Consider the following 21,436-nt stretch of genomic DNA (forward strand, 5'->3'; position numbering starts at 1 on the left):
GGGGTTTCCCCATGTGAGAGTAGGTCATCGTCAAGATTAAATTCCGAAACCCCATCTGCTCACGCAGATGGGGTTTTGTTTTTGCGCGCGAAAAACTTGCAGTTGGTTGGTCACTCACACACCACACCACACACCACACCACCACGTGCGCGGCGGCAGTAACCTCGACTCCCGCTACGGCTCCTTCGACCATTTCCCTCTCAGACACTGACCCACAAAAAAGCCCCGCATCGCTGCAGGGCTTCCAGTTAACGTCGAGTGCCGCTTACTCGGCGGCTTCCTCGGCCACTTCGACAGCTTTCACCACCTTCACTTCGTCACGACGCTGAATGTATTTCCAGTCCGCCTCATCGATGTAGATGCCGGCAGGTCCGCTGCCGCCTTCAAGGTCAATCGCAACGTGAGCCGACACCTGAGGCTTGACGCTCGCAAGGATAGGCACGAAGCCCAGTTGCAAGCTGGTCTCCAACAACGCAGCCTGGTTTCTTTCGTCGATATCGGCTGCTTCATCCAGATAATAAGGCAAACGGATCCGGCCGGCCTGTTCACGGTCCATCAGGTGCAACAACAGATACATGTTGGTCAGCGCCTTGATAGTCATGGTCGTGCCGTTGGACGCCGCGCCATCGATGTCGGTGTGAATGACCGGCTGGCTGTTGACCTTGGTGATCTCGAACGCCAGTTCGAACAAGTCCTTGAGACCCAACTGGTTGTGGTTCGCCGCTACAAGGCGTGCCAGGTATTCCTTGGCCTCTTCGTTCTTGTTGTCCTGCTCTGCGCTCTGACTCAGGTCGAACACCGACAGGGTTTCGCCTTCTTCGTATTGACCAGCGCTGTGGATAATCTGGTCAATGTGCTTGAGCGCTTCCTTGTTAGGTGCCAGAACGATGCGGAAGCTTTCCAGGTTGGAGACCTGACGACGGTTGATCTCGCGGTTGAACAGGGCCAGCTGATGCTCAAGGCTGTCGTAATCGCTACGAATGTTGCGCAGGGTGCGCGCAATGTCGGTAACGGCGGCACGACGAGCCTTGCCCAGCGTCAGCGCTTCGTCGGTGCGGTGCGCGTAAGCGTTGATCAGCAACTGCAGGCGGCGCTCCATGTCGTCCTCGCTGTCGAACTTGGCCACGCCCTTCAGACGGACCTGTGCGTACAACGCTTCAATCTGACCGTCGGCACGCAGCAGGCCCTGCCAGCTGTCCTGATAGTCATTGAGCAGTGGCAGCAGATTCTCCAGCGAGTCATCGACCGGCTCCATGAACGGCGTGCCGAATGGCAGGTCGGTCGGCAGCAACTGACGGCGACGCAGGGCATCATCCAGCGTGCGTTGCTTGGACTCCAGATCCCCAATCTGACGGCCGACCAGTTGCAGCTTGGCGGACAGCTGCTGGACACGCTCGGTGAAGGCGTCGCTGGAGCGCTTGAGTTCATCCTGCGCGGCCTCCATCTGCTCCAGCTGCTCGAGTTTTTCAGCTTCTTCGGCACTCAAGGTCTGGGTGCGACGGAAGTCTTCCAGGGCTTTCTGCGCATCCAGCACCTGCTGATACAGCGCTTCGGTCTGGGTTTTGCTTGCGGCGCGATCAGCTGCAACGGCCTGCTGGGTTTTCAGCTGCTTGAGTTCTTTTTCCAGACGCTCTTTCTGATCACGCAGTGCCGCACGGTCGGCCAGCGCCTGAAGGGCCGGTGGCTCGATCTGCGACAGGTTGACCGACAAGCCCGGGACTTCGAAACGTTCACCCTTGAAGCCGTCAAGGATGGCTTCCAAAGACTTGACCCACGCATCGCCGTCGTCCAGCGCAATGCCTTGCTCACCCAGTGGCAGGCTGAACAACGCGCTATTGAACAGACGCATGAGGCGTTCGACATCCGGCTGCGAGAACTCTTCGCGCAGGCGGGCGTAGCTGTTGTTATCAGCGTGATCGAGTTGATGTTTTACCGACTTCAGGCGTTTTTCCAGATCACGCAGGCGCTCGTCGAGATCTTCGGCAGTGAACTGGCGTGATTGCGCAAGCGCGCCGGCCAGCTCATCGTGTGCGTCCTTGGCGGCCAGCAGTTGCTGCTCCAGGGTTCTGACATCGTTGACCAGCGCAAAGCGGTTCTTGAGTACCGCCAGCTCGCCGATCCAACGCTGAATGCCACTGATTTCCCGCTCCAGGCGCATCAGCTCTTGAGTGCCGCCGCGTTGATCGTTCTGCAATGCATCCTGCTGGCCGCGATAGTGCTCGGCCTGGATGACCAGCTCTTCCTTGCGTGCATTGGAATAGTCCTGCCAGGTGCCCAGCAACGAGTCGAGCAATGGCGACAGGCGATGCAGCTTGCCACGCAAAATGTCGCGCTGCTTCACACCATTGGCCAAGGCCTCGACGAGCGGGCCGGCAAGGACCAGCGCGTTGTAGTCCTGCTCCATGCGCCGTACATCACGGAAGGCTTCTTCGCACGCTGCGATGTAATCGACACTACCGGAACGCAAGCTGTGTTCGAAGGCGTCGAGGAACAACTGCTTGAGCTTGGCGGCAGTGATTTCCCGCATGTGCAGCAAATTGATGAACAGCGCGCGGAAGGTCTTCAGGCTCTGCTCACTGGTCGAACGCAACGGAATCAGCGTCAGGTCCAGCGGAATCGAGGTGTGCCCGCCGACCAGCAGACGACGCAGTTCGTCAGGCTTGAGTTCGTAGGCTTTGAGGCCCTGGCTCTCCAGATTGGTGAACAGCTCTTTCTGGCGCAGGCAGGTGTCGTTCTTCTGATAGTGCGCCAGATCCAGCTTACCCGCGTAGGCAAAAAACTGGTGACCGAAACCGCCACCAGGCCCGCGACCGACCACGCCGATGACGTGAGGGCCGTGGGGCAGCGCGACTTCCACCAGGATGTAGCTGGTGTCCGAGGCGAAGTAGAAGCGGCGTGACTGATCGAGGCTGTATTTGCCGAAGCTCATATCGGACATGCGCGCCAGAATCGGGAATTGCAGCGCGTTGATCGACGCACTCTTGCCCAGGTTGTTCGCGCCGTAAACCGACAGCGGATGTTCCAGCGGAAACAGCCCGAGGCTGTAGCCGGCCGTGTTCAGCAGGGCGAAGCGGCGGATGCCGTAGCGTTCCTGGCTCATGCGTCAAGCTCCTGTTCTTCGGCGATCGCGCGGGCCAGGGCCTGCTCTTCGGTGTCGTCGGTTTCTTCGAATCCCGCCAGATCCAGAGGATCGTCGGTGCGCAACAGTTTCTCGTCGCTGTCATCGTCGATCAGCACGGGCGTTGGCAGTGGCAGGTCGCTGTGCAGGCTGGCGGCCAGATCCCGGTCCTGCTGGACCGACAGACAAACATCGAGGAAGCGATGCATCGGCGGCAGGAAGCGGTAGATCCCCACTTCTTCGGCGGCAAAACCGAGCTGGGTCATGCGCCGCATGATCTTTTCTTCCAGCTCCTCCTGAGTCTGTACTTCGGCCTGCAGAAACAGGTCTCGGTATTTCTCCAGCAGCGATGGCAGTTCCTCACGGCCCAGGCTGCCGCCATCGAGTACGGCCACCGGATCGCGCCCCTGGTCGGCCAGGTGCTCGACCAGAATGAAGGTGAACAGCGCCAGGCGCTGGGCGGTCTTGTTGACCTGCGCGGCTGCCAGATCCGGCACGAAGTAATAGAAGCCACGGGTGTCGCAGACCAGCTCGAAGCCCAGGGCCTTGAACAGCGTGCGGTACTGGTCCTGGAAGTTGGACAACTGGGCGTACAACTCCGGGTCGCGGCGGCTGACGTGGTAGCCCTTGAACAGCTCGCGGAAGATCGGCGCCAGCTGGGACAGTTCGGATAGGTCAAGATGCATGGGCGGTGCCCTCGGAGTTCTCTGGGGTAGCGTCTTTGCTCGAGAGCAGAGCGAAGGAGCGCAGGCTGACGCGGTGCTCCTGAGTCAGGTATTCGCGGCGTTCAAGGCGCTCGCGCTTGAAGCGTTTTTCCCGCGACAGGCGCGAGAACCAGTACAACAATTCGTCGGTCGCGCCGGTGGGCTCCTGCTCGAGCAACCAGACCATCAGGTCTGGCAGCGGCAGGGCGTCTTCGCAGCGCTCGAGCATTTCCCTGACCGTGCGCGGCGCCTTGGGCAGCTCGCCCTTGCGAGTCACGCTGGCCTTGGGGAAGCGCGCCGGCTTGGGCTCGAAACGGGCAAGCGCGTAAACGTACGCCTCGACCTGATTGGCGCTGCCAAGAAAGGTGCTTTGCGCACGGGTGAACATCGGCATCGCGGCTTGCGGTACCGCGTCGATGCCCTTGCGGCGGATCGCCGATAGCGCCAACGCGGCGCCACGGGTCACGGCGTTGTGGCGACGGGCCTCCTCGCGCAGCGGCAACAGCAGTTCGCGCGCATGACGCAGGGTCAGCTGTGCGCTGGTCTGCATTTCGAGGATTCGCGCGTGGGTGCGCAGCAGCATGTCGTCGTCGACCAGATGACCCAGGCGTTGCTGATCGGTGAGCATGCGCAGCAGCACGTTCTCGACCTTGCGCACGCCCTGCTCGAAGGCGCCGTCGGCGTTGACCAGCTGAATCATAGGCTCGACGTATTCGTCCCAGGTCGCCAGTACTTCTGCGTAGCGCTGACGCAACGGGATCTGCCGATCGCTGGTCTTGGCGCGGTCCGCCACCGACACCAGCGCCTGTTCGTCGTTGGCGAGTTTCTTCAGGACGTCGCGCACGCGCATATCGAGCAGGCGAAGCTGGCGGGCCAGGTCATTGGCATCGCGCGCATCAAAGGCTTCCTGGATATACCCGGCCAGGCGCTCCAGATGGCGCAGGTAGGCTTCGATTTCCAGGCACAGCCCCAGGCGGTGCTCACGCCGCAGATAGGAGAGGAAGTCGTGGATTTGAGCGTTTAGCTCGAAGCGGTTCGGGCTTTTGGCCACAGGCACCAGAATATCGAGGCGAATCCACACGTCCAGCAGGTTGGTGATGTCCTGTGGCGTACTTTCCAGTTGCTGGGCGGCCAGTTGCAGACGCAGTTCGCTGAGGCTCAGGGTGCCTTGGTCGAAATGCTCGCACAGAGGCTCAAGGAGCGCCCAGTGTTCGGCAAGGGCGCGCAAGACGCGCTTAGGTTCGATCATCGGATAGCCGCTGGTTGGCAAATAAAAGCGGCAATTGTACTGCATCGCGGCCGTCGGTTTTCACCCTCAGTCGATCAACTGCGGCGTGAAGCAGCGAAGGTCTGTAGAATCCCCCTCCTGACTTATTCACAGGTGGCTGTCCCTTGCTCAACGAGCCTCGCCGCCGCGCTTATCTGACCGCCATGCAGGTGGTCAGCTGGTTGCCGCGTACCGAATTGCCTTTTGCTGCGCCCTCGCGCCCGGAGCTGCTTGCGCCGTTGCCGGCGTTTATCGACGAAGTCGTCGAGAGCAGGCAACCGGCTGTGGTTGCGCCAGCGAGCCCCGAGCCAGCGCCTGCCCGGCCGGCATCGGTCGCGCGGACGGTCGAGCGGCCTAAAATCGAAGTGCCGCGGCCCTCGTCTGCAGTCAAACCTGCTGCCAGAACCGCCCCGCGGGATGAACCGGCCCTCGCGGCGGTCAAGCCTGCGGTGGTGCCGCCACCGCGGTTCGCCCTGCAATTGCTGCGCGCGGGTAGCTGTCTGCTATTGGTAGAGCTGGCCACCGGCGAGCCATTCCAGAGCCGCGACCCTTCCTATCTATTGCTCAAGGACATGCTGCGCGCTGCCGGGTTGCCCGACAGCCCGCAGATCATCGGAGAACCCGTGCGCTGGCCGTTGTTGGTGCGTGGGCAAATGGATCAAGGCCCGGAAGCGGCGCGGGATTTCGTTCAGGGTTTTCTCTACGCCCGGGTCGAAGACGAACCCTGCACTTGCCTGTGGCTGATCGGACTGCCAGCGGTGCGGTTTGCCGGTGAGGTCGACGCCCAATCCTACAATCTAGAATTCCAGGTCGAAGGCCTGGGATCAGCCTGGGCGCTGCCGGGCCTTGAATTATTGATGGACGAGCCTCAGCGCAAGGCCGACGTATGGCGTGCCATGCGCCAATTGATGGGACGTTGGAAGAGCGTAAATGAGTGATGCCGTAACGTTTCGCCGCATGACCGAAGCAGATCTGGATGCGGTACTGAAGATCGAATACGCAGCCTTCAGCCACCCGTGGACGCGAGGCATCTTCCTCGATGGCCTGAAGTCCTACGAGATTTGGCTGATGTTCGAGGGCAACCAACAGGTCGGCCACGGCGTGATCAACGTCATCATCGATGAGGCGCACCTGCTCAACATCACCGTCAAGCCTGAGAGCCAGGGGCGAGGCCTGGGCCTGCTGCTGTTGGACAAGTTGATGAAGCGTGCCTACGAGATCAACGGTCGTGAGTGCTTTCTGGAATTGCGCGCCAGCAACCAGTCGGCCTACCGTTTGTATGAGCGTTATGGCTTCAACGAGGTTGGCCGACGTCGGGACTATTACCCGGCAGTGGGCGGGCGTGAGGATGCGCTGGTCATGGCCTGCACGCTGCTCGACTAGTGCACCTGTTGTGCAGCAGCTCGACTTGCCGGCGGTAGCGATTTCAACAACGTTACCGCCAGCAAGTCCTGCTGCACTGGCTCTGACCTCCTGCAACGAACTCCCGGAGCAAACGGGGTCGGTTAAACGCCAGGCTTGCCATCCAGCGGATCGAGGATGGCCATTTCTTCTTCATCCAGACCACCCCCCGCGCCGATTTCGTCTTCATCGACAATACTCAGATCAAAGTCCGCCGGGCCACCTTCCCCCGGTTCCCTGGCCGAACGAGCGCCGTCCTCGTCGATCAGGGTTTCCGGGCTCATGTCGTCGTCAGTCGGGTTGTGATCGTCCATCGAGGCCCCGGTCATGCCGGCTTCTCGCGCACGCTCGTCGGGAATGTAGTTTTCCAGCTCGTCTGCAGGGATCGTGTCGCCAATCCGTCCGCTGGGCTCGTTATTATCGTTGAAGTTGAGTTCTTCCATCGAACCCATGCGGTCTTCGTTGTCATCGATAGGTTCAGGTTGGGTGGCATCGAAGGGGCGGCGTGTATCGTTCATGATGAATTCCTCATTGTGTGCGTTCTTAATGGGTGGACCGGGGGCCGCGGTGAAGATTCCCTCCGCTTCACGACCGGTAGTGGCAAAAAGACGTGACCCCGCGCGCCGAGCGCCAGTCATAGCTGGGCATCATTTCCGAGGCATCAACGCATGAACGAATTACAAGACCTGATCGACAACAACGAACGTTGGGCTGCTGCCATCAAGGAGGAGGACCCAGAATTCTTCGCCAAACTGGCCCGCCAGCAGACGCCGGAATTCCTCTGGATCGGTTGTTCGGACGCTCGTGTCCCGGCCAATGAAATCGTCGGCATGCTGCCCGGTGACCTGTTTGTCCACCGCAACGTGGCCAACGTCGTGCTGCACACCGACCTGAACTGCCTGTCGGTTATCCAGTACGCGGTCGATGTACTCAAGGTCAAACACATCCTGGTCACCGGCCACTATGGCTGCGGTGGTGTGCGCGCCTCGATGCAGGACCGCCAGTTGGGTCTGATCGACGGCTGGCTGCGTTCGATTCGTGACCTGTACTACGAGAACCGCGACCTGCTGAGCAAGCTGCCGACCGAGGAAGAGCGCGTCGACCGTCTGTGTGAATTGAACGTGATTCAGCAGGTGGCGAACGTAGGTCACACCAGCATCGTCCAGAACGCTTGGCATCGCGGGCAGAAACTGTCGATCCACGGCTGTATCTACGGCATCAAGGATGGCCGCTGGAAAAGCCTGAACGCGACGATCAGCGGTTTCGAGCAGCTGCCGCCGCAGTACCGGTTGCGCCCGTTGGGGGAGTGATTGCTCTGACGGATGATCTGTAGGAGTGAGCTTTGCCCGCGGTGCGTTTGCTCAGCCGACGAACCTCTGTCGTCTAAAAAGCACTGATCGCGAGCAAGCTCACTCCTACTGGTCGGTTTCAAGCGTTACAGCACGAACCGTTGCACCATCGTATTCAGGTTGGTCGCCAGCATCGCCAGTGCATTACTCGCCACGGTGGTCTGCTGCGCACCGCTCGCCGACTGCGTCGACAAGTCGCGAATACTGCTCAGATTGCGGTCCACTTCGTTGGCCACCTGCGCCTGTTGTTCGGCAGCACTGGCGATCAGCACGTTGCGATCACTGATGGTGGAGGTCGAGCTGATGATCACCGTCAGCGCCTGACTGGTCGCCGCCGCCTGCTCAAGGGTGGAACTGGCCTGCGCTGCGGTGACGCGCAGGGTCTGGGCGGTGTCCTGAGTACTGCGCTGTACATCGTTGATCAGGCTTTCTATCTCGGTGGTCGAGGCGCTGGTGCGTTGGGCCAGGGAGCGCACTTCGTCGGCCACCACTGCAAACCCGCGTCCGGCCTCACCCGCTCGCGCCGCTTCGATCGCCGCGTTCAGGGCCAGCAGATTGGTCTGGTTGGCGATGGCGCGAATCACCTCAAGTATCTTGCTGATACTGAGCGTGCGCTCAGCCAGGCCATCTGCCTGATGCGACGAATCGAGGACGTTGTCGGTCAGCTCCTTGATCGAATCAATGGTGCCGGTCAGACGCATACGCCCCTCGGCCGCCGCTTCGTTGGACGCCTTCGACTCACTCGAGGTGCTGCTGGCGTTATCGGCCACTTCCACGGCTGCCTGGCTCATCTGATTGACGGCCACCGCCGCCTGTTCGATTTCATCATTCTGCATTTGCAGGTTACGGGCGCTGGTTTCGGCAATCGCCCCCATTTCCTGCACCGACTGGCTCAACTGGCTGGCGGCGGCATAAATCTGGTCGATGGTGCCGTGCAGATTGGCGCGCATCTGGCCAAGCATCTTCAGCAACTGGGCGGTTTCGTCCTTGCCGTCCGGTATCGGCTGCGGGCTTAGATCGCCTTCGGCGATGGTACTGGCGATGTGCAGGGACTGACGCAGCGGGCCGATGATGCTCAGGCTCAGGCGCCAGGCCAGCAGCAGGGTCAGGACCAACGCCACGACAATCGCGCTCACAGCGATGATGCGAGTCTGCTGGAAGCGCGCCCCGGCGGTTTCGACGGCCGCCGAAGCGCTTTGCTTGTTCAATTCGCGCAGCAGCTGCACCTGCATGTCCATCAGATCGCCCTGCAGGCTCAGCGAGGTGTTGATGAGCATCCGCGCGTCATCGAGTTTGCGTTGCTCGATCAGGCCGATTTCCTCGTAGAGCCCGGGCATGAATGCGCTGTAGGCGTCCTGCAAGGCTTTGATGGAATCACGTTCAGTGCTATCGCTGGCGTGTGCCAGGTAATCGCTGAAGCCTTTCTCGACGTCGTTCTTCAGTTGTTCGACGTTGATCTTGCTGGTGACCACTGCGCCGGGATCGTCGGCATTGGCAATCAGCCTGGCGCTTTCGCCGCGCAGCTTGATCAGGTCGATGGCAATCGCATCGGCCATGGCAATGCTGGGCAGCGAGCCGCTTTCCACGGCTTCACCCTGATCGCGGATGCTCTGCATCTGCAGCAATGAAAACACCCCCAGGGCGATGAGTAACAACGCAGTCACGCCAAAACATAGGACTAACCGCTGAGCAATCCTGAAACGCCGCAGAAACGCGGGCCTGGACGAAGGACGTAAAGATCCACGCGATAACCTTTTCACAGCAACCAATCCCAAAGACGAATACACCGGAGAGTTGGTTATAAAGTGCTTCCATGATGTCTTTATGACATCGAAGGGAAATATTGCAGATTTGTTGTGATTTGAGGGCAGGGCATCAGGCCCGGGCTGGCAAACTCGGATGAACGTCGCGTTGGTCGACTGGCTGAAGACCCATGAGCCGTCGCAAATCACCCTCTGAACAAAAATATCCTGACGGGTGAGGCCTACCGCCCCACCTCGTCCATGAACTCCTGCACGAACCGCTGCGCCCGCTCATGCCGGACATGGGCCATGTTTTTGCCCGCCTGGGTCTGAAAATCTTCTGCCAAAGCGAATATCTTGGTCTTGAAGTGGTCGACCGCAAAGCGTTTGTCGTCCAGCTCTCGATGGTCTGCCTGTGGGTCGGCGGCATCGTAGAGGTGGCTGCCCATGCGCCCGGAGACGTAGAACAGCCGCGCGACGCCGACCATGCCGATGGCGTCGAGGCGATCGGCGTCCTGGAGGATTTTCGCCTCCAGTGAAATCGGGGTGATGTTGGCCGAATAGCTGTGGGATTCGATGGCATGGGCCACAGCTTGCGTACGTTCTTCATCCCAGCCCATTTCGCTCAGCAGTTCAGTGGCTTTTGCAGCTGCGAGGCGCGACGCACTTGAGCGAAACGGCGAGTTTTTCTCCACCGCCACGCAATCGTGCAGCAGCGTTGCCGCCAGCAGTAACTGATGATCGCCGCCTTCCTTGTCGCGAATCGCGCACACGTTGCGCCAGACCCGATGCAGGTGCGAAACGTCGTGGGAACCATCGACCCTCTCGGCGACGGTATGGGGAATCAGCTTGTCAGCCAGGTCTTGGAATGGCGCGAAGGAGAGGGCGGTCATCGATTGTCCTTTCATTGCAGGCTGGCGTCGGCTGCCAGCATACAGGGATTGACCTGTCTGGCCGCTCCGCGTTCGCCAGCCCTAAGCACCTCGCCCAACCCCGCATTGCTATACCCCAGGCCCGGCTCAGGACCATGCACGACCCAACAGGCCAAGGCCGGCGAGTGCCAGCAGCAACCATTGGGTGAAACGCGCGGCGTGGTCGGCACGAATGCGTAAGAACAGTTGTTGGCCTGCCCACAAACCGATCAGCAACGCCGGGATCAAATACAGCAGATGTTCTGCCGTGTGTGCCGGAATCGCATCGGCCAGCCCCAGACCTGCCAAAGCAGCAAGGTCAACGGCGAAGAAAAACAGAACCAGCGTGGCGCGCAGGGCGACAGCAGCAAGCCCGCTGTGGCTGAGCCATGCGACCACCAGCGGGCCACCAATGGAAAAGGCAGCGATCAGGGCACCACTGCAACTGCCCACCACCCAGCCGCCCAGTTGGCCCTTGCCCATGGGTAAGCTGATACGTGCCAGGCCTAATACCGCCAGCAGGCCAACCAGCAGATAGACGCCAATCTTCAACCAGTCGCTATTGAGCCCGGTCAACAGCCAGATGCCGCAGGGCACGCCAAGGGCAGCGGCGATCAACAGGCGTTTGAGGTGTGGGTAATCAGCGTGCGGCAGGGCGGCGCGCAGCATCATCAGGCTGGATGCCACTTCCAGGCACAGCACCAACGGCACCGCTTCATTCAGCGGGCCAAGCATCGCCAGCCCGACCACGGCGATGGCCGCCAGACCGAATCCAGTCAAACCCCGGATGACGGCGGCAACCAGTACACAAATGAAGGTCAGGATGAAGTTCAGTTCAGGTCTCAAGGCAGGTGTTTTCCGAGGGATCTGACCATTCTGACAAGAACGCAAGCGTGGCGCTTCAGAACGGGACAGCTGATTCATTGGTTACGGATTATGACCCGATCGGCTGCCTGAAGGCATCGATCATCGAACACCACAACGCAACGCTGGATGGCGCGTTTGTGACCTTGCTTGAGACTGCGCAAGTGCTTCGCTAACCGGCAGCGGCGGGCTGCCGCAAGCAGCGCGGGGATGTTCGAGCTTGCCGGCGATGACTTGGGTAAGACCGGCATTGCCGGCCAGCCCTTTGGTCAAGCGAGCTTCCAGCGACCGCAACGGCTCAAGCCTGTGCAGGTTGTTGCAGTTGCGCGCGGTCGTCGTCGCCTGGCGTGCCTCGGTCCAGAAACATGAACACGACGGCGGCGGTGGCCAGGGTTATCGTGGTCAGGATCAGCAACAGCGTGCTGAATGCATCGCTGTAGCCGACGATCAGGGTCGCCTGGCCGACACCAGGCAAGATCGACGCCGCGCCACTCAGATCACCCGTCACCAGGTGCTGCGCCGCGTTGCTCACGCCTGCTGCCTGAGGCAGCGCATCCGTCAGATGCCCGGTGGTCAGGGCTGAAAGCACGGCTGTCACGAGTGCTACCGCGACCCCTTCACCGGCCACCCGGGTGGTACTGAATATTCCGGTGGCCATTCCCGCGCGTTCCTTGGGCACCACGCTCACGGCCAACCCGTCCATCAAGCCCCATGGCAGGCTGATCCCCACCCCGATCACCAGCATCGGCAACGCCAGCGCCATCGGTGTGCTGCCCGCAGGTTCATGACTCAACCAGAACAGCCCACAGGCGCAGATCAGCAGGCCGATGCTGCAGATCGTGGAGGGCGAGAGCCAGCGAGTCAGTGCACCGGCCACCACAGGCAGCACCAGCAGGGGGGAGGAAAGGGCGATCATCAAGCGCCCGGCATCGATCTCGCTCATGCCGTCGATGCCCACGAAGCGGATCGGTAACAGCAGCAACAAGACCACGAATGCATAAGCGGGAGCCGCCGCGAGCAATTGCACGCCGACGAAACGCGGGTAGCGAAAGAGTGTGAGGTCGAGCATGGGGTGGGCGACGCGGCGTTCGATCTGCACGAAAACCACGAGCGACAGCAGCGCGCCAATCAGCATCGCGATCACCCATGCATCGCTCCAGCCACTGGCCGCAGCCTTGAGCACCGCATAGGTGAACGCCGTCAACGCCCAGGTGAAAGTCAGCGCCCCCCGCCAATCGATACCGGCAGCCTGCGGGTTGCGTGACTCGTGCATGAAGCGCAGGCCGATCACGGTCGAGATCGCAGCCAGGGCGGTGATCATCAGGAAGATCGTTGGCCAGCCAAAGGCCGCGATCAATAGGCCGGAGGCCACCGGCCCGAATGCCAGGCCGATGCCGAAACTGCTGCCGACGAAACTGAAGGCCCGCATGCGTTCGTGACCCTCGAACTCCTGAGCCAACGCCGACATGCCGCCGGAAAACGCAGCGGCGGCAGCAATCCCCTGGGCTGCGCGAAACAGATCGAACCACAGCAACGACGGCGCCAGGGTAAGCCCCGCCGAGAGCATGGCAAACGTGCTGACCCCAGCCAGAAAAACCCGTTTGCGACCGTAACTGTCCGCCAACGCCCCGGCCAGCATCAGACAGCTGCCAAAGGTCAGCATGAAGGCGTTGGTGACCCAGTTCAGAGCCAGCGGGTCGGCGCCGAATGTGCGTCCGATGGCGGGCAGGGCCACGGCCGCGGCAGTGAAGTTGAGCGGCATGGTGATGGCGGCGATGCACACCGCCAGCAAAATCATGGTTTTCTGCGCTGCATCAGTGGCGTTGCAAAGCGTCATTTAGCGGCTCCTCGAATCGTTTTTTTGCGCGGGCGCAAAAGCGCCGCACGGAGGACGATGATGATATGGCCGCCGCAATCGTGCTAAAACCGGCAAATATTCCGTACATAACGGAAAAAAATGATCGAATCGCGATCATGTGCCAAAAGCGCACCGGGAGGGTTATGGATCGACTTAGCGGCCTGATGACGTTCGTACGCACGGCCGAACTGGGCAGCTTCGCGGCTGCAGGGAGAACCCTCGGGTTGTCCGCCTCAGCTGTTGGCAAAGGGGTTGCCCGACTTGAGGCGCAACTGGGCGTGCGATTGTTCCAGCGCTCGACCCGCAGCATTCGGCTGACGGACGAAGGGCGTCTGTTTCAGGAACGTTGTCGGCGCATTCTGGACGACCTGGACGATGCCCAGGCAACGCTGGTACGCAGCACGGAATGTCCGCGGGGCCGCCTGAGGGTCACCACGCCCATGGTGATGTACCACGAGTTGTTGCCCTTCGTGGCCGCCTTCATCGAACGTTATCCGCAGATCGAACTGGACGTGGACTTCAACGATCGCATGGTGGACCTGATCGAAGAGGGCATCGATGTCGCCATCCGCGGCGGAGACCTGCCCGACTCACGGCTGATGAGCCGTCCGTTGCCATCGGTACGCGTCCTGCTGTGCGCCTCGCCCGCGTATCTGCATAAGCACGGCACGCCCGGCTGCATCCGCGATCTGGACGATCACCTGGCAATACGCTTCCGCTTTTCCGGTACGGGCAAGATGCGCGATTGGCACATGGTGCAGCAGCAAGAGCACCCGGAATTGCGCATCAAAAGCCTGTTCACCTGCAACAGCATGGACGCGGTCAAGGCCATGACGCTGCAAGGCCTGGGCATTGGCGGGATCCCTGATTTCCTGGCGTGTGACGCGCTCGCCGAGGGGCGATTGGTGCAGGTGTTACCCGACTATGTCGATCCGCCAAACCGGCTTAGCCTGGTGTGGCCGTCGAGTCGTCATCTGTCACCGAAAATCCGGGTATTCGTCGACTTCATGAGCGAGCGTCTGTTCCTGGGCTGCAACACTGCTCGATAGCAGTCCGGCGGTGGCAACCCAAAGCACCTCACCGCCGGCAGGCCGCGCTGCTAGAGGCCGGGCTTTAACAATGGCAACAAGACGTTTACTGGCCTTTCATCGCCGCCGTGATTTTGTCCACGTTGTAACGAAACATCTTCACGTAGGTCGCGGCCGGGCCGTTGGCGGGTGACAGCGCTTCGACATACAACTCACCGCCCGGATGCGCACCGCTGGCCTTGGCAATCTGCTGCACCAGGCGCGGGTCGCTGGAGTTCTCAAAGAAGTAGGCGCTGACATGTTCCTGCTTGATCTGGGTGATCAGCTTGCCAACGTCTGCGGCCGACGCTTCGGTCTCGGTGGAGAAGCCCAATGGCGAGAGAAAGGTCACGCCGTATGCATCACCGAAATAGCCAAACGCATCGTGGGAGGTCAGTACCTTGCGCTGTGCGACCGGGATGGCGTTGATCTGGGCGCGGGCATAGGCGTCCATGTCCTGCAGTTGCGCGATGTACCTGTCGCCGTTGGCTTTGTAGTCGGCGGCATTGTCCGGATCGGCTTTCTGCAGCGCCTTGATGATGTTTCTGACATAAACCACAGCATTGACCGCGCTGTTCCAGGCGTGCGGGTCGGTGATCTGCTTGCCGTCTTCTTCCATGCTGCGGGTCATGATGCCGTTGGACAGCACCACGGGCTCGCCCTTGTAACCGGAGGCGGTGATCAGCCGATCCAGCCAGCCCTCAAGATGCAGGCCGCTGACAAATACCGCATCGGCTTTTTTCAGCGCCTGAGCGTCATTGGGCGTTGGCTCGTAGACGTGGGGGTCGCCGTTGGGGCCGATCAACGAAGTCACATGCACATGATCACCGCCGACGTTATGCACCATATCGGCGATGACGGTGAACGATGCGACGGTCTCCAGGGTTTTTGCCTGGGCGAAGTTGGCCATACCCGACAACGCCAGTGCGGCGGTCAGAAGCGTAAAACGTTTCATGGTGATTTCCTTGCGAAGAGAACGATCAGCCGGACAGGTGAACCCTGGGAAACAAGCGGCGTAGAAAACCGCTGCGTCCAAAGAACAGTGAGAACAGATAGAAAGCGCTGGCGGTCAGGACAATCGCCGGGCCCGAGGCAATGCTGGCGTGGTAGGAAACGATCAGGCCGATAAAGCCGGAAAGCGTCGCCACCCCCGTTGAAATCACGATCATGCCGGTCAGTGAGCTGGACCAGAAACGCGCCACAGTCGCCGGCAGCATCATCATGCCCACCGCCATCAACGTGCCGAGCGCCTGGAAGCCGGCCACCAGGTTAAGCACCACCAGCAGCAGAAACAGCACGTGATACAACGAACCTCGCCCACCCACGGCCCGCAGGAACCCGGGGTCGAAGCACTCAAGAATCAGCGGGCGGTAGATCAGCGCAAGCAGAATGAGGGTGAAGGACGCGATACCGCCAACCATGAAAATCGCCTGGTTATCGATGGCCAGAATGGTGCCGAACAGCACGTGCAGCAGATCGACGTTGGAACCGTGCAGCGAGACGATCAACACCCCTGCCGCCAGTGACGTCAGGTAGAAACTGGCAAAGCTGGCGTCTTCACGCAGCGAGGTGAAGCGGCTGACGAGCCCTGACAACAGTGCGACGGCAAGCCCTGCGATCAATCCGCCCAGTCCCATCGCCGGCAGCGAAAGCCCCGCGAACAGAAAGCCGACCGCCGCCCCCGGCAATACGGCATGGCTCATCGCATCACCTACCAGACTCATACGACGCAGCATCAGCAACACCCCAACCGGGCCCGAGCCGATACCCAGTGCCAGACACGCCACCAGGGCGCGACGCATGAAACCGAAGTCGACGAAAGGCTGGATCAGCAGGCTATAGAGGGTCATGACGCGTCCTCCCCATCGACTTCACAGCGCTGGGCGTCAGGGCTCCAGTGCTCGGCCATGTTCTTGGCGCGGCGCAGGTTTTCAGGGTGAAGAATGTCGGCGGTGTTGCCCCAGGCGATGGTCTCCCGAGCCAGCAGCAAGGTGCTGGGGAAATGCTGGCGCACCTGCTCGATGTCATGCAGCACGGCGATCACCGTGCGACCCTGGCCATGCCAGGTGCTGATCAGCTTGAGCAGGTCGCGGGTGGTGCGCGCGTCGATGGCGGTGAACGGCTCATCCAGCAAAATGACCGAAGCATCCTGCAACAGCAGACGGGCAAACAACACGCGCTGGAACTGCCCTGAGGACAACGAGCTGATGCTGCGTTGCTCGAAACCTTCGAGACCGACTGCCAGCAAGGCCAGCCTTGCCTGTTCAGCATGCTTGCCGGTGATCCCGCGAAACGCCCCGATGCTGTGCCAGGCCCCCATCATCACCGTGTCGGCCACGCTCAATGGAAAGCTGCGATCGATCTCGGCAGCCTGCGGCAAATAGCCGATGTGGCGGGTCGCCAGACGGCCTCGATCTACGCGCCCGACTGCGGGTTTCAACGTCCCGGCGATGGCCTTGATCAATGTTGACTTGCCCGCGCCATTGGGACCGACGATCGCCGTCAGGCTGCCGGCAGCAAAACGTCCGCTGACATGATGCACCGCTGGACGACGCTCATAGGTCACCGTCAGGTCATGCAAATCGATCGCAGCGCTCATGGGATCGCCACCGCCCACGCGATGCCGATCCACAGCAGCGCGAGCAGCATCAGGGACACCAGCACCCGTTTGCCGGCGGATTGAGCAAGCGCGGAGGCCGCGATATTCGGGGAAAGTCGGGAAGCGGATTTCACGGAGAGTAGGCCTGAAATGTTTTGTTATAGTATTACATCACTATAGCCAGGCGTGAGGGAAGGGGTATTTTTGGCGCGTTCAGGAATACGACAGTTTTGATCTCACGCGCTGATTCGGCGTTTTACTGCGACGGCAAAGCCTGTAATTTCCGATGACGCTTTGTTCAACCTCAGGATTTCTCCATGACCGCCACCCATCGCCGCCCGGTTCCCCTCGAAAAGTGTTATCGCCTGCTCAATCACGGACCGACCGTGTTGGTCAGCGCGGCGCACGACGGTCAGCGCAATATCATGGCGGCAGCGTGGGCGATGCCGCTGGATTTCCAGCCGCCCAAGGTCACGGTGGTGCTGGACAAGTCGGTCTGGACGCGGCAGTTACTCGAAGGTTCGGGGACGTTCGTGATCAACGTGCCGACCCTCAGCCAAATCGATATCGTCGAGACGGTCGGCTCGACCTCGGGTCTTGAGATTTCCCGGGAAAGTAACTTCGACAAGTTCAAGGCCTATGGGCTGCAGACCTTCGAAGGTGAAACTGTCGATGCACCGCTGCTGGAAGGTTGCGCAGCGTGGCTCGAGTGCCGCTTGCTGCCCGAGCCGCACAATCAGAACCGGTACGACCTGTTCATCGGCGAAGTCGTTGCCGCCTGGGCCGACGAGCGCGTGTTTTCTGAAGGACATTGGCATTTTGAAGGCCATGATCAACTGCGTACGCTGCACCACGTGGCGGGTGGCCATTTTCTGGTCATCGGCGACGGGGTCGATGGCAAGGTACTGGAGCGACCGGGTGGCTGAGTCCGACAGCGCTTGCGGTTTTGGATTCCGCCTGGAGGGCATGAGAGCAAGCTTGCTTGCGGGCAAGTCGGGCTCCCACGCGCTCAGGACAGAGACAGATCTTATGCCGCTGGAACCGGGTGTCCCTCATGTTCGGCAAGGACACCCATGAAGCGGGACGGTCAGTCCTTGACCGGTTGTCCATTGACCAGGCGCCAGGTTTTCAGCGGGTTGCTCTGCTGCAGAGACGGCGGCAGCAAAGAATCAGGGACATTCTGGTAACACACCGGACGCAGGAAACGGTCGATGGCCGTGGCTCCTACCGACGTACTGCGGCTGTCGGATGTGGCCGGGAAAGGCCCGCCATGAACCATCGAATAGCTGACCTCGACACCGGTCGGAAAATCATTGAACAGAATGCGTCCGGCTTTGCGCTCCAGGGTCGGCAGCAGGGCTTGGGCAATCGCCTTGTCGCCTTCATCAAAATGCAGGGTGATGGTCAGTTGGCCATCGAACCTGGCGGCCACTTTCTGCAGGTCAGCGGTGTCCTTGCAGACGATCAACAGCGCGCTGGGGCCGAAGTTTTCGTCTTCCAACGCCGGGTTGGCGAGGAAGGTCGCCGAATCAGTGCGAAAGAACGCAGGCCGCGCCTGGAACGAACCTTCGGCTTCGCGGCCTTCGGCCACCAGCGTCACGCCTGAGGCCTTGTGCAGGTTGTTAAGACCGTTGCAGTAGGCACCGTGGATATTCGGCGTCAGCATGGTGGTGGGCGCTTTGTCAGCCAATGCCTTGGCGGCTGCCGCGACGAAGGTTTCCAGTGCGTCGCTTTCCAGCGCCAACAGCAGGCCCGGGTTGGTGCAGAACTGCCCGGCGCCCAACACCAGCGATTCGACAAAGCCCTTGGCGATACTGTCGCTGCGAGCAGACAGCGCCGCCGGAAGCAGGAACACCGGGTTGATGCTGCTCATTTCGGCATAGACCGGGATCGGCACCGGACGCGCTTGTGCCGCCGCTACCAGAGCCAGGCCACCACGACGCGACCCGGTGAAGCCCACCGCCTGGATCAGCGGATGACTGACCAGCGCCTGGCCGACGGCGATGTCTTTGTCGATCAACATTGAGAACACGCCCTCAGGCATGCCCGTGTCGCGGGCGGCTTTCTGAATGACCCGCGCGACCAGTTCGCTGGTGCCCAGATGCGCCGGATGCGCCTTGACGATCACCGGGCAGCCTGCAGCCAGCGCCGACGCCGTGTCGCCGCCGGCTACCGAGAACGCCAGCGGGAAGTTGCTGGCGCCAAATACTGCAACAGGTCCAAGGCCGATGCGCCGCAGACGCAAGTCGGCACGCGGTAATGGCTGGCGCTCCGGCAGCGCGGTATCGACCACCGCGCCGTGCCAGCGTCCGTCACGCAGCAAACTGGCGAACAGTTTGAGCTGGTTCACGGTACGCATCCGTTCGCCTTCCAGGCGCGGCTTGGGCAACCCGCTCTCGAGGTGAACACGCTCGGTCAGTGCATCGCCCAGATCCAGCAATCCCTGGGCAATGGCATCGAGGAAGGTGGCACGCTGTTCGTCACTCAGTTGTCGGTAGCTATCAAAAGACGCTTCCGCCAGCTCACAGGCTGCGTTCACGTCGTCCGCCGTACTGGCGCCAAAGCTTGGGGTCAGTTGCTCTCCTGTGGCGGCGGCGAGTGCAAACACCTCGCCTGCCTGCCCGCGCAGCGAACGTTGACCGATGATGGTTTCACCAAGAATCTGCATTGCTCAACACCTCTTAATCAAGACGAGCCAGGTTGTGTTGCGTTGCTGTGGCCAGTGCCTGAGGGTACATCATCGAGCGGACATCGCCAGCCGGGCACAAGGGTGTGGGTTGTGGATGATGCGATTGAGCGGGGGGGCTGGATGCGAGGGGAGCGCCTGGGGCGGATGCGCAGGCAGGATGGGATGTTTACAATTCGACGCAACAGCACGGCTTGTCGGCGGAGGCACTTACGCGGCGCTACCGCCGGCAAGCCGTGCTGCTACAGAGCTTGAGTATGTTCGCAAACGAACGCAGGTATCTGCCTTACTGCTGCACCACGCTATACCCTTCAAACCCCATCTGCTGCTGAATCGCGCTGACGATATTCTTGCGGGTGGCGGGCTGCTCGTTGCCCTCTTTGTCGATGAAAACCTCGCTCTGCAACTGGGCCTCGTCACCTTCGCCGACGAACGAGAAGCCGAGAAACTCGAAGGCTTCGCGGTCGACGTTGGCTTTGGAGCGTGGGGTGCGCAGGGGCAGGGTGATGCTCGCGCCATCCTTGCTGATGACGAACACCTCGGCGTCTTTCTTTGCCCGTGCGGCCTTGCTCTTGCCGCCGCTCGGGTTGCTGACGGCCTGGTGCGTCTGGTTCAGGACCTTCAATGCCAGGCTGTAGACCAGCTCCTGGAAGCTTGGGTCGTCCTTGTAGCTGGACAGGATCCGACTGATCGGGAATTTGCTGCGCAGATCTTCCAGCGCCGCCATGTCGGCCGCTTCGGCATCCTTGAGTTGTTTGAGCTGACCCATCAGCGCATAGGCCTGATCGTCATCGAAGCGATCATGTGCCTGACGGATGGCAATGCGCAGGTCACGAATCTGATCGCTTTCCTTGGCGCTCTGAAAGGCATCGAGGACCATCTCGCTGATGGTTTTCGCCTGCGGCACATGCTGTGAAAGATTGATGGCCTCTTCATAGGCCTGCTTGGAGGACACGGCAGGCACAGCTGCATCGGTATGGGAATCAGACATTGAACATCCACTGCTTCGTTAACTGGGTTTGAGACGCGAAAAGCTCAGGGCGTTTCGAAGGGGGGTAATCTATTGGACGGGGCTGCGGTTGTCACGGCTTGACTGCCCTGGGTGCCTTGCATGTGCGCGGCCAGCCGGCGATCCGCTGCTGCGCCAACAAAAAGCCCGGCACTGGGCCGGGCTCTGGCATCGCAGGAGGTGTTTACTTGCCGCCCAAGGCGCCACCGGCAGCACCGCCCAGGCCTGCACCGATGGTCGAACCCGTCGAGCCGCCCAGCTTGCTGCCGATCACCGAGCCTGCCGCGCCGCCCAGACCGCCGCCCAGGGCTGCGCGAGTCTTGTGGCCTTTTCTGGCCGTCACCGCACCGCCTGCGGCGCCCGCCAGGCCCGCACCGACCACCGCGCCGTTACGGCCGCCCATTTGCTGGCCAACGACGTTGCCCAGTGCGCCACCCAGGCCGCCACCAATGGCAGTGCTTGCACTGCCTGCCATTGCGCCTTGTGACATCAGAAGCCCTAGAACCAGTGCAGCAAGCGTGAATCGCATGAACTCGACCTCAAAAAAATAGGACAGCGTCGTGACAGGATGCCGTAGATGAAGACGCATCATCGGCGCTCGCTCGGTTGATCAGTGGAAGAACCAAACGACCAGAAACAACAAAGCCCGCACAAGGCGGGCTTTGTTGAGGTACTTGGTGGCTACACAGGGACTTGAACCCCGGACCCCAGCATTATGAATGCTATGCTCTAACCAACTGAGCTATGTAGCCAAGTGGCGCGCATTATTCGCTTAGAACGGGGATGTGTCAAGCGTCTCTTTGAAAAATTTATGCGTGTGATCAACCGCTTAGGATTTTAGCGCCGATTCCCCTGTGCAAC

The 21,436-nt window shown here is 60.9% G+C and carries 21 protein-coding genes, 1 tRNA gene and 2 pseudogenes; 7 read left to right on the top strand and 17 right to left on the bottom strand.

What is annotated here, in order from left to right:
- Positions 1–265: 265 nt before the first annotated feature.
- The 3 genes from mksF to mksB are packed head-to-tail and all read right to left on the bottom strand — an operon-like array spanning position 266 to position 5,071.
- Positions 266–3,100 carry an Mks condensin complex protein MksF gene (gene mksF, locus ACI2KS_RS03560; RefSeq protein ID WP_404617284.1) on the bottom strand — a complete coding sequence of 945 codons (2,835 nt, stop codon included), beginning with the start codon at positions 3,098–3,100 and terminating at the stop codon, positions 266–268.
- The gene (gene mksE, locus ACI2KS_RS03565) at positions 3,097–3,804 is read right to left on the bottom strand and encodes an Mks condensin complex protein MksE (RefSeq protein WP_404617286.1); all 708 of its coding nucleotides are present in this window, start codon (positions 3,802–3,804) and stop codon (positions 3,097–3,099) included. The genes mksF and mksE overlap by 4 nt, the downstream gene beginning before the upstream one ends.
- A complete protein-coding gene (mksB, locus tag ACI2KS_RS03570; RefSeq protein WP_404617288.1) occupies positions 3,794–5,071 on the bottom strand; it encodes an Mks condensin complex protein MksB in 1,278 nt (425 codons plus the stop codon). The genes mksE and mksB overlap by 11 nt, the downstream gene beginning before the upstream one ends.
- A 143-nt stretch (positions 5,072–5,214) precedes the next feature.
- Here mksB and ACI2KS_RS03575 point away from each other — a divergent pair, with 143 nt between their 5' ends.
- Both ACI2KS_RS03575 and rimI read left to right on the top strand, forming a co-directional pair.
- Positions 5,215–6,027 carry an energy transducer TonB gene (locus tag ACI2KS_RS03575; RefSeq protein ID WP_404617290.1) on the top strand — a complete coding sequence of 271 codons (813 nt, stop codon included), beginning with the start codon at positions 5,215–5,217 and terminating at the stop codon, positions 6,025–6,027.
- Positions 6,020–6,472: a ribosomal protein S18-alanine N-acetyltransferase gene (rimI, locus tag ACI2KS_RS03580; RefSeq protein ID WP_404617292.1), complete on the top strand. Its 453-nt coding sequence runs from the start codon at positions 6,020–6,022 to the stop codon at positions 6,470–6,472. Before ACI2KS_RS03575 ends, rimI begins: the two co-directional genes overlap by 8 nt.
- A 122-nt stretch (positions 6,473–6,594) precedes the next feature.
- On the opposite strand, the gene ACI2KS_RS03585 is transcribed toward rimI, so the two are convergent.
- Positions 6,595–7,008 (bottom strand): serine kinase/phosphatase, encoded by a 414-nt coding sequence (locus tag ACI2KS_RS03585; protein ID WP_404617294.1) that lies wholly within the window; start codon positions 7,006–7,008, stop codon positions 6,595–6,597.
- Positions 7,009–7,158: 150 nt separating this feature from the next.
- On the opposite strand from ACI2KS_RS03585, the gene can reads away from it, so the two are divergent.
- Positions 7,159–7,800 carry a carbonate dehydratase gene (can, locus tag ACI2KS_RS03590; RefSeq protein ID WP_404617296.1) on the top strand — a complete coding sequence of 214 codons (642 nt, stop codon included), beginning with the start codon at positions 7,159–7,161 and terminating at the stop codon, positions 7,798–7,800.
- A gap of 125 nt (positions 7,801–7,925) precedes the next feature.
- On the opposite strand, the gene ACI2KS_RS03595 is transcribed toward can, so the two are convergent.
- Together ACI2KS_RS03595 and ACI2KS_RS03600 are read right to left on the bottom strand one after the other, a co-directional pair.
- Positions 7,926–8,801: a methyl-accepting chemotaxis protein gene (locus ACI2KS_RS03595; protein WP_404618454.1), complete on the bottom strand. Its 876-nt coding sequence runs from the start codon at positions 8,799–8,801 to the stop codon at positions 7,926–7,928.
- Positions 8,784–9,626, bottom strand: a pseudogene (locus ACI2KS_RS03600) (MCP four helix bundle domain-containing protein); the annotation flags it as partial. The pseudogene ACI2KS_RS03600 and the gene ACI2KS_RS03595, both read right to left, overlap by 18 nt.
- An 82-nt stretch (positions 9,627–9,708) precedes the next feature.
- Here ACI2KS_RS03600 and ACI2KS_RS03605 point away from each other — a divergent pair.
- Positions 9,709–9,798, top strand: a pseudogene (locus ACI2KS_RS03605) (BrnA antitoxin family protein); the annotation flags it as partial.
- Positions 9,799–9,823: 25 nt separating this feature from the next.
- Here the strand turns inward: ACI2KS_RS03605 and ACI2KS_RS03610 are convergent.
- Both ACI2KS_RS03610 and ACI2KS_RS03615 read right to left on the bottom strand, forming a co-directional pair.
- Positions 9,824–10,474 (bottom strand): HD domain-containing protein, encoded by a 651-nt coding sequence (locus ACI2KS_RS03610; RefSeq protein WP_404617298.1) that lies wholly within the window; start codon positions 10,472–10,474, stop codon positions 9,824–9,826.
- 126 nt (positions 10,475–10,600) lie between these two features.
- Positions 10,601–11,338 (bottom strand): TSUP family transporter, encoded by a 738-nt coding sequence (locus tag ACI2KS_RS03615; protein ID WP_404617300.1) that lies wholly within the window; start codon positions 11,336–11,338, stop codon positions 10,601–10,603.
- Positions 11,339–11,385: 47 nt separating this feature from the next.
- Between ACI2KS_RS03615 and ACI2KS_RS03620 the strand changes: the two genes are divergently transcribed.
- Complete coding sequence (locus ACI2KS_RS03620; protein ID WP_404617302.1) at positions 11,386–11,532, top strand: hypothetical protein; 147 nt, start codon at positions 11,386–11,388, stop codon at positions 11,530–11,532.
- 122 nt (positions 11,533–11,654) lie between these two features.
- Here the strand turns inward: ACI2KS_RS03620 and ACI2KS_RS03625 are convergent, their stop codons facing one another.
- On the bottom strand, positions 11,655–13,193 hold the full coding sequence (locus tag ACI2KS_RS03625) for an MFS transporter (RefSeq protein WP_404617304.1): 1,539 nt from the start codon (positions 13,191–13,193) through the stop codon (positions 11,655–11,657).
- Positions 13,194–13,357: 164 nt separating this feature from the next.
- Between ACI2KS_RS03625 and ACI2KS_RS03630 the strand changes: the two genes are divergently transcribed.
- Positions 13,358–14,263 carry a LysR family transcriptional regulator gene (locus ACI2KS_RS03630; protein WP_404617306.1) on the top strand — a complete coding sequence of 302 codons (906 nt, stop codon included), beginning with the start codon at positions 13,358–13,360 and terminating at the stop codon, positions 14,261–14,263.
- A gap of 85 nt (positions 14,264–14,348) precedes the next feature.
- Here ACI2KS_RS03630 and ACI2KS_RS03635 read toward each other — a convergent pair whose 3' ends face one another.
- Genes ACI2KS_RS03635 through ACI2KS_RS03650 form a run of 4 tightly spaced genes read right to left on the bottom strand, consistent with a single transcriptional unit; the run spans position 14,349 to position 17,014 of the window.
- Positions 14,349–15,236 (bottom strand): metal ABC transporter substrate-binding protein, encoded by an 888-nt coding sequence (locus ACI2KS_RS03635; RefSeq protein ID WP_404617308.1) that lies wholly within the window; start codon positions 15,234–15,236, stop codon positions 14,349–14,351.
- A 25-nt stretch (positions 15,237–15,261) separates the two neighbouring features.
- Positions 15,262–16,131 carry a metal ABC transporter permease gene (locus ACI2KS_RS03640; RefSeq protein ID WP_404617310.1) on the bottom strand — a complete coding sequence of 290 codons (870 nt, stop codon included), beginning with the start codon at positions 16,129–16,131 and terminating at the stop codon, positions 15,262–15,264.
- Positions 16,128–16,880, bottom strand: coding sequence for a metal ABC transporter ATP-binding protein (locus tag ACI2KS_RS03645; RefSeq protein ID WP_404617312.1), 753 nt, complete (start codon positions 16,878–16,880; stop codon positions 16,128–16,130). The genes ACI2KS_RS03640 and ACI2KS_RS03645 overlap by 4 nt, the downstream gene beginning before the upstream one ends.
- Positions 16,877–17,014, bottom strand: coding sequence for a hypothetical protein (locus ACI2KS_RS03650; RefSeq protein WP_404617314.1), 138 nt, complete (start codon positions 17,012–17,014; stop codon positions 16,877–16,879). The genes ACI2KS_RS03645 and ACI2KS_RS03650 overlap by 4 nt, the downstream gene beginning before the upstream one ends.
- 183 nt (positions 17,015–17,197) lie before the next feature.
- Between ACI2KS_RS03650 and ACI2KS_RS03655 the strand changes: the two genes are divergently transcribed.
- Positions 17,198–17,806, top strand: coding sequence for a flavin reductase family protein (locus ACI2KS_RS03655; protein ID WP_404617316.1), 609 nt, complete (start codon positions 17,198–17,200; stop codon positions 17,804–17,806).
- 161 nt (positions 17,807–17,967) lie between these two features.
- On the opposite strand, the gene ACI2KS_RS03660 is transcribed toward ACI2KS_RS03655, so the two are convergent.
- From ACI2KS_RS03660 to ACI2KS_RS03675, 4 genes are all read right to left on the bottom strand, one after another.
- Positions 17,968–19,548: an aldehyde dehydrogenase (NADP(+)) gene (locus ACI2KS_RS03660; protein ID WP_404617318.1), complete on the bottom strand. Its 1,581-nt coding sequence runs from the start codon at positions 19,546–19,548 to the stop codon at positions 17,968–17,970.
- Positions 19,549–19,852: 304 nt separating this feature from the next.
- Positions 19,853–20,557, bottom strand: coding sequence for a hypothetical protein (locus tag ACI2KS_RS03665; protein WP_404617320.1), 705 nt, complete (start codon positions 20,555–20,557; stop codon positions 19,853–19,855).
- 202 nt (positions 20,558–20,759) lie between these two features.
- Complete coding sequence (locus ACI2KS_RS03670) at positions 20,760–21,104, bottom strand: bacteriocin (protein ID WP_404617322.1); 345 nt, start codon at positions 21,102–21,104, stop codon at positions 20,760–20,762.
- Positions 21,105–21,250: 146 nt separating this feature from the next.
- Positions 21,251–21,327: transfer RNA gene (locus tag ACI2KS_RS03675), tRNA-Met, on the bottom strand.
- Between the last annotated feature and the right edge of the window lie 109 nt (positions 21,328–21,436).

It is taken from the genome of Pseudomonas sp. NPDC087358, assembly GCF_044900785.1.
In the GTDB taxonomy this organism is placed as follows: domain Bacteria; phylum Pseudomonadota; class Gammaproteobacteria; order Pseudomonadales; family Pseudomonadaceae; genus Aquipseudomonas.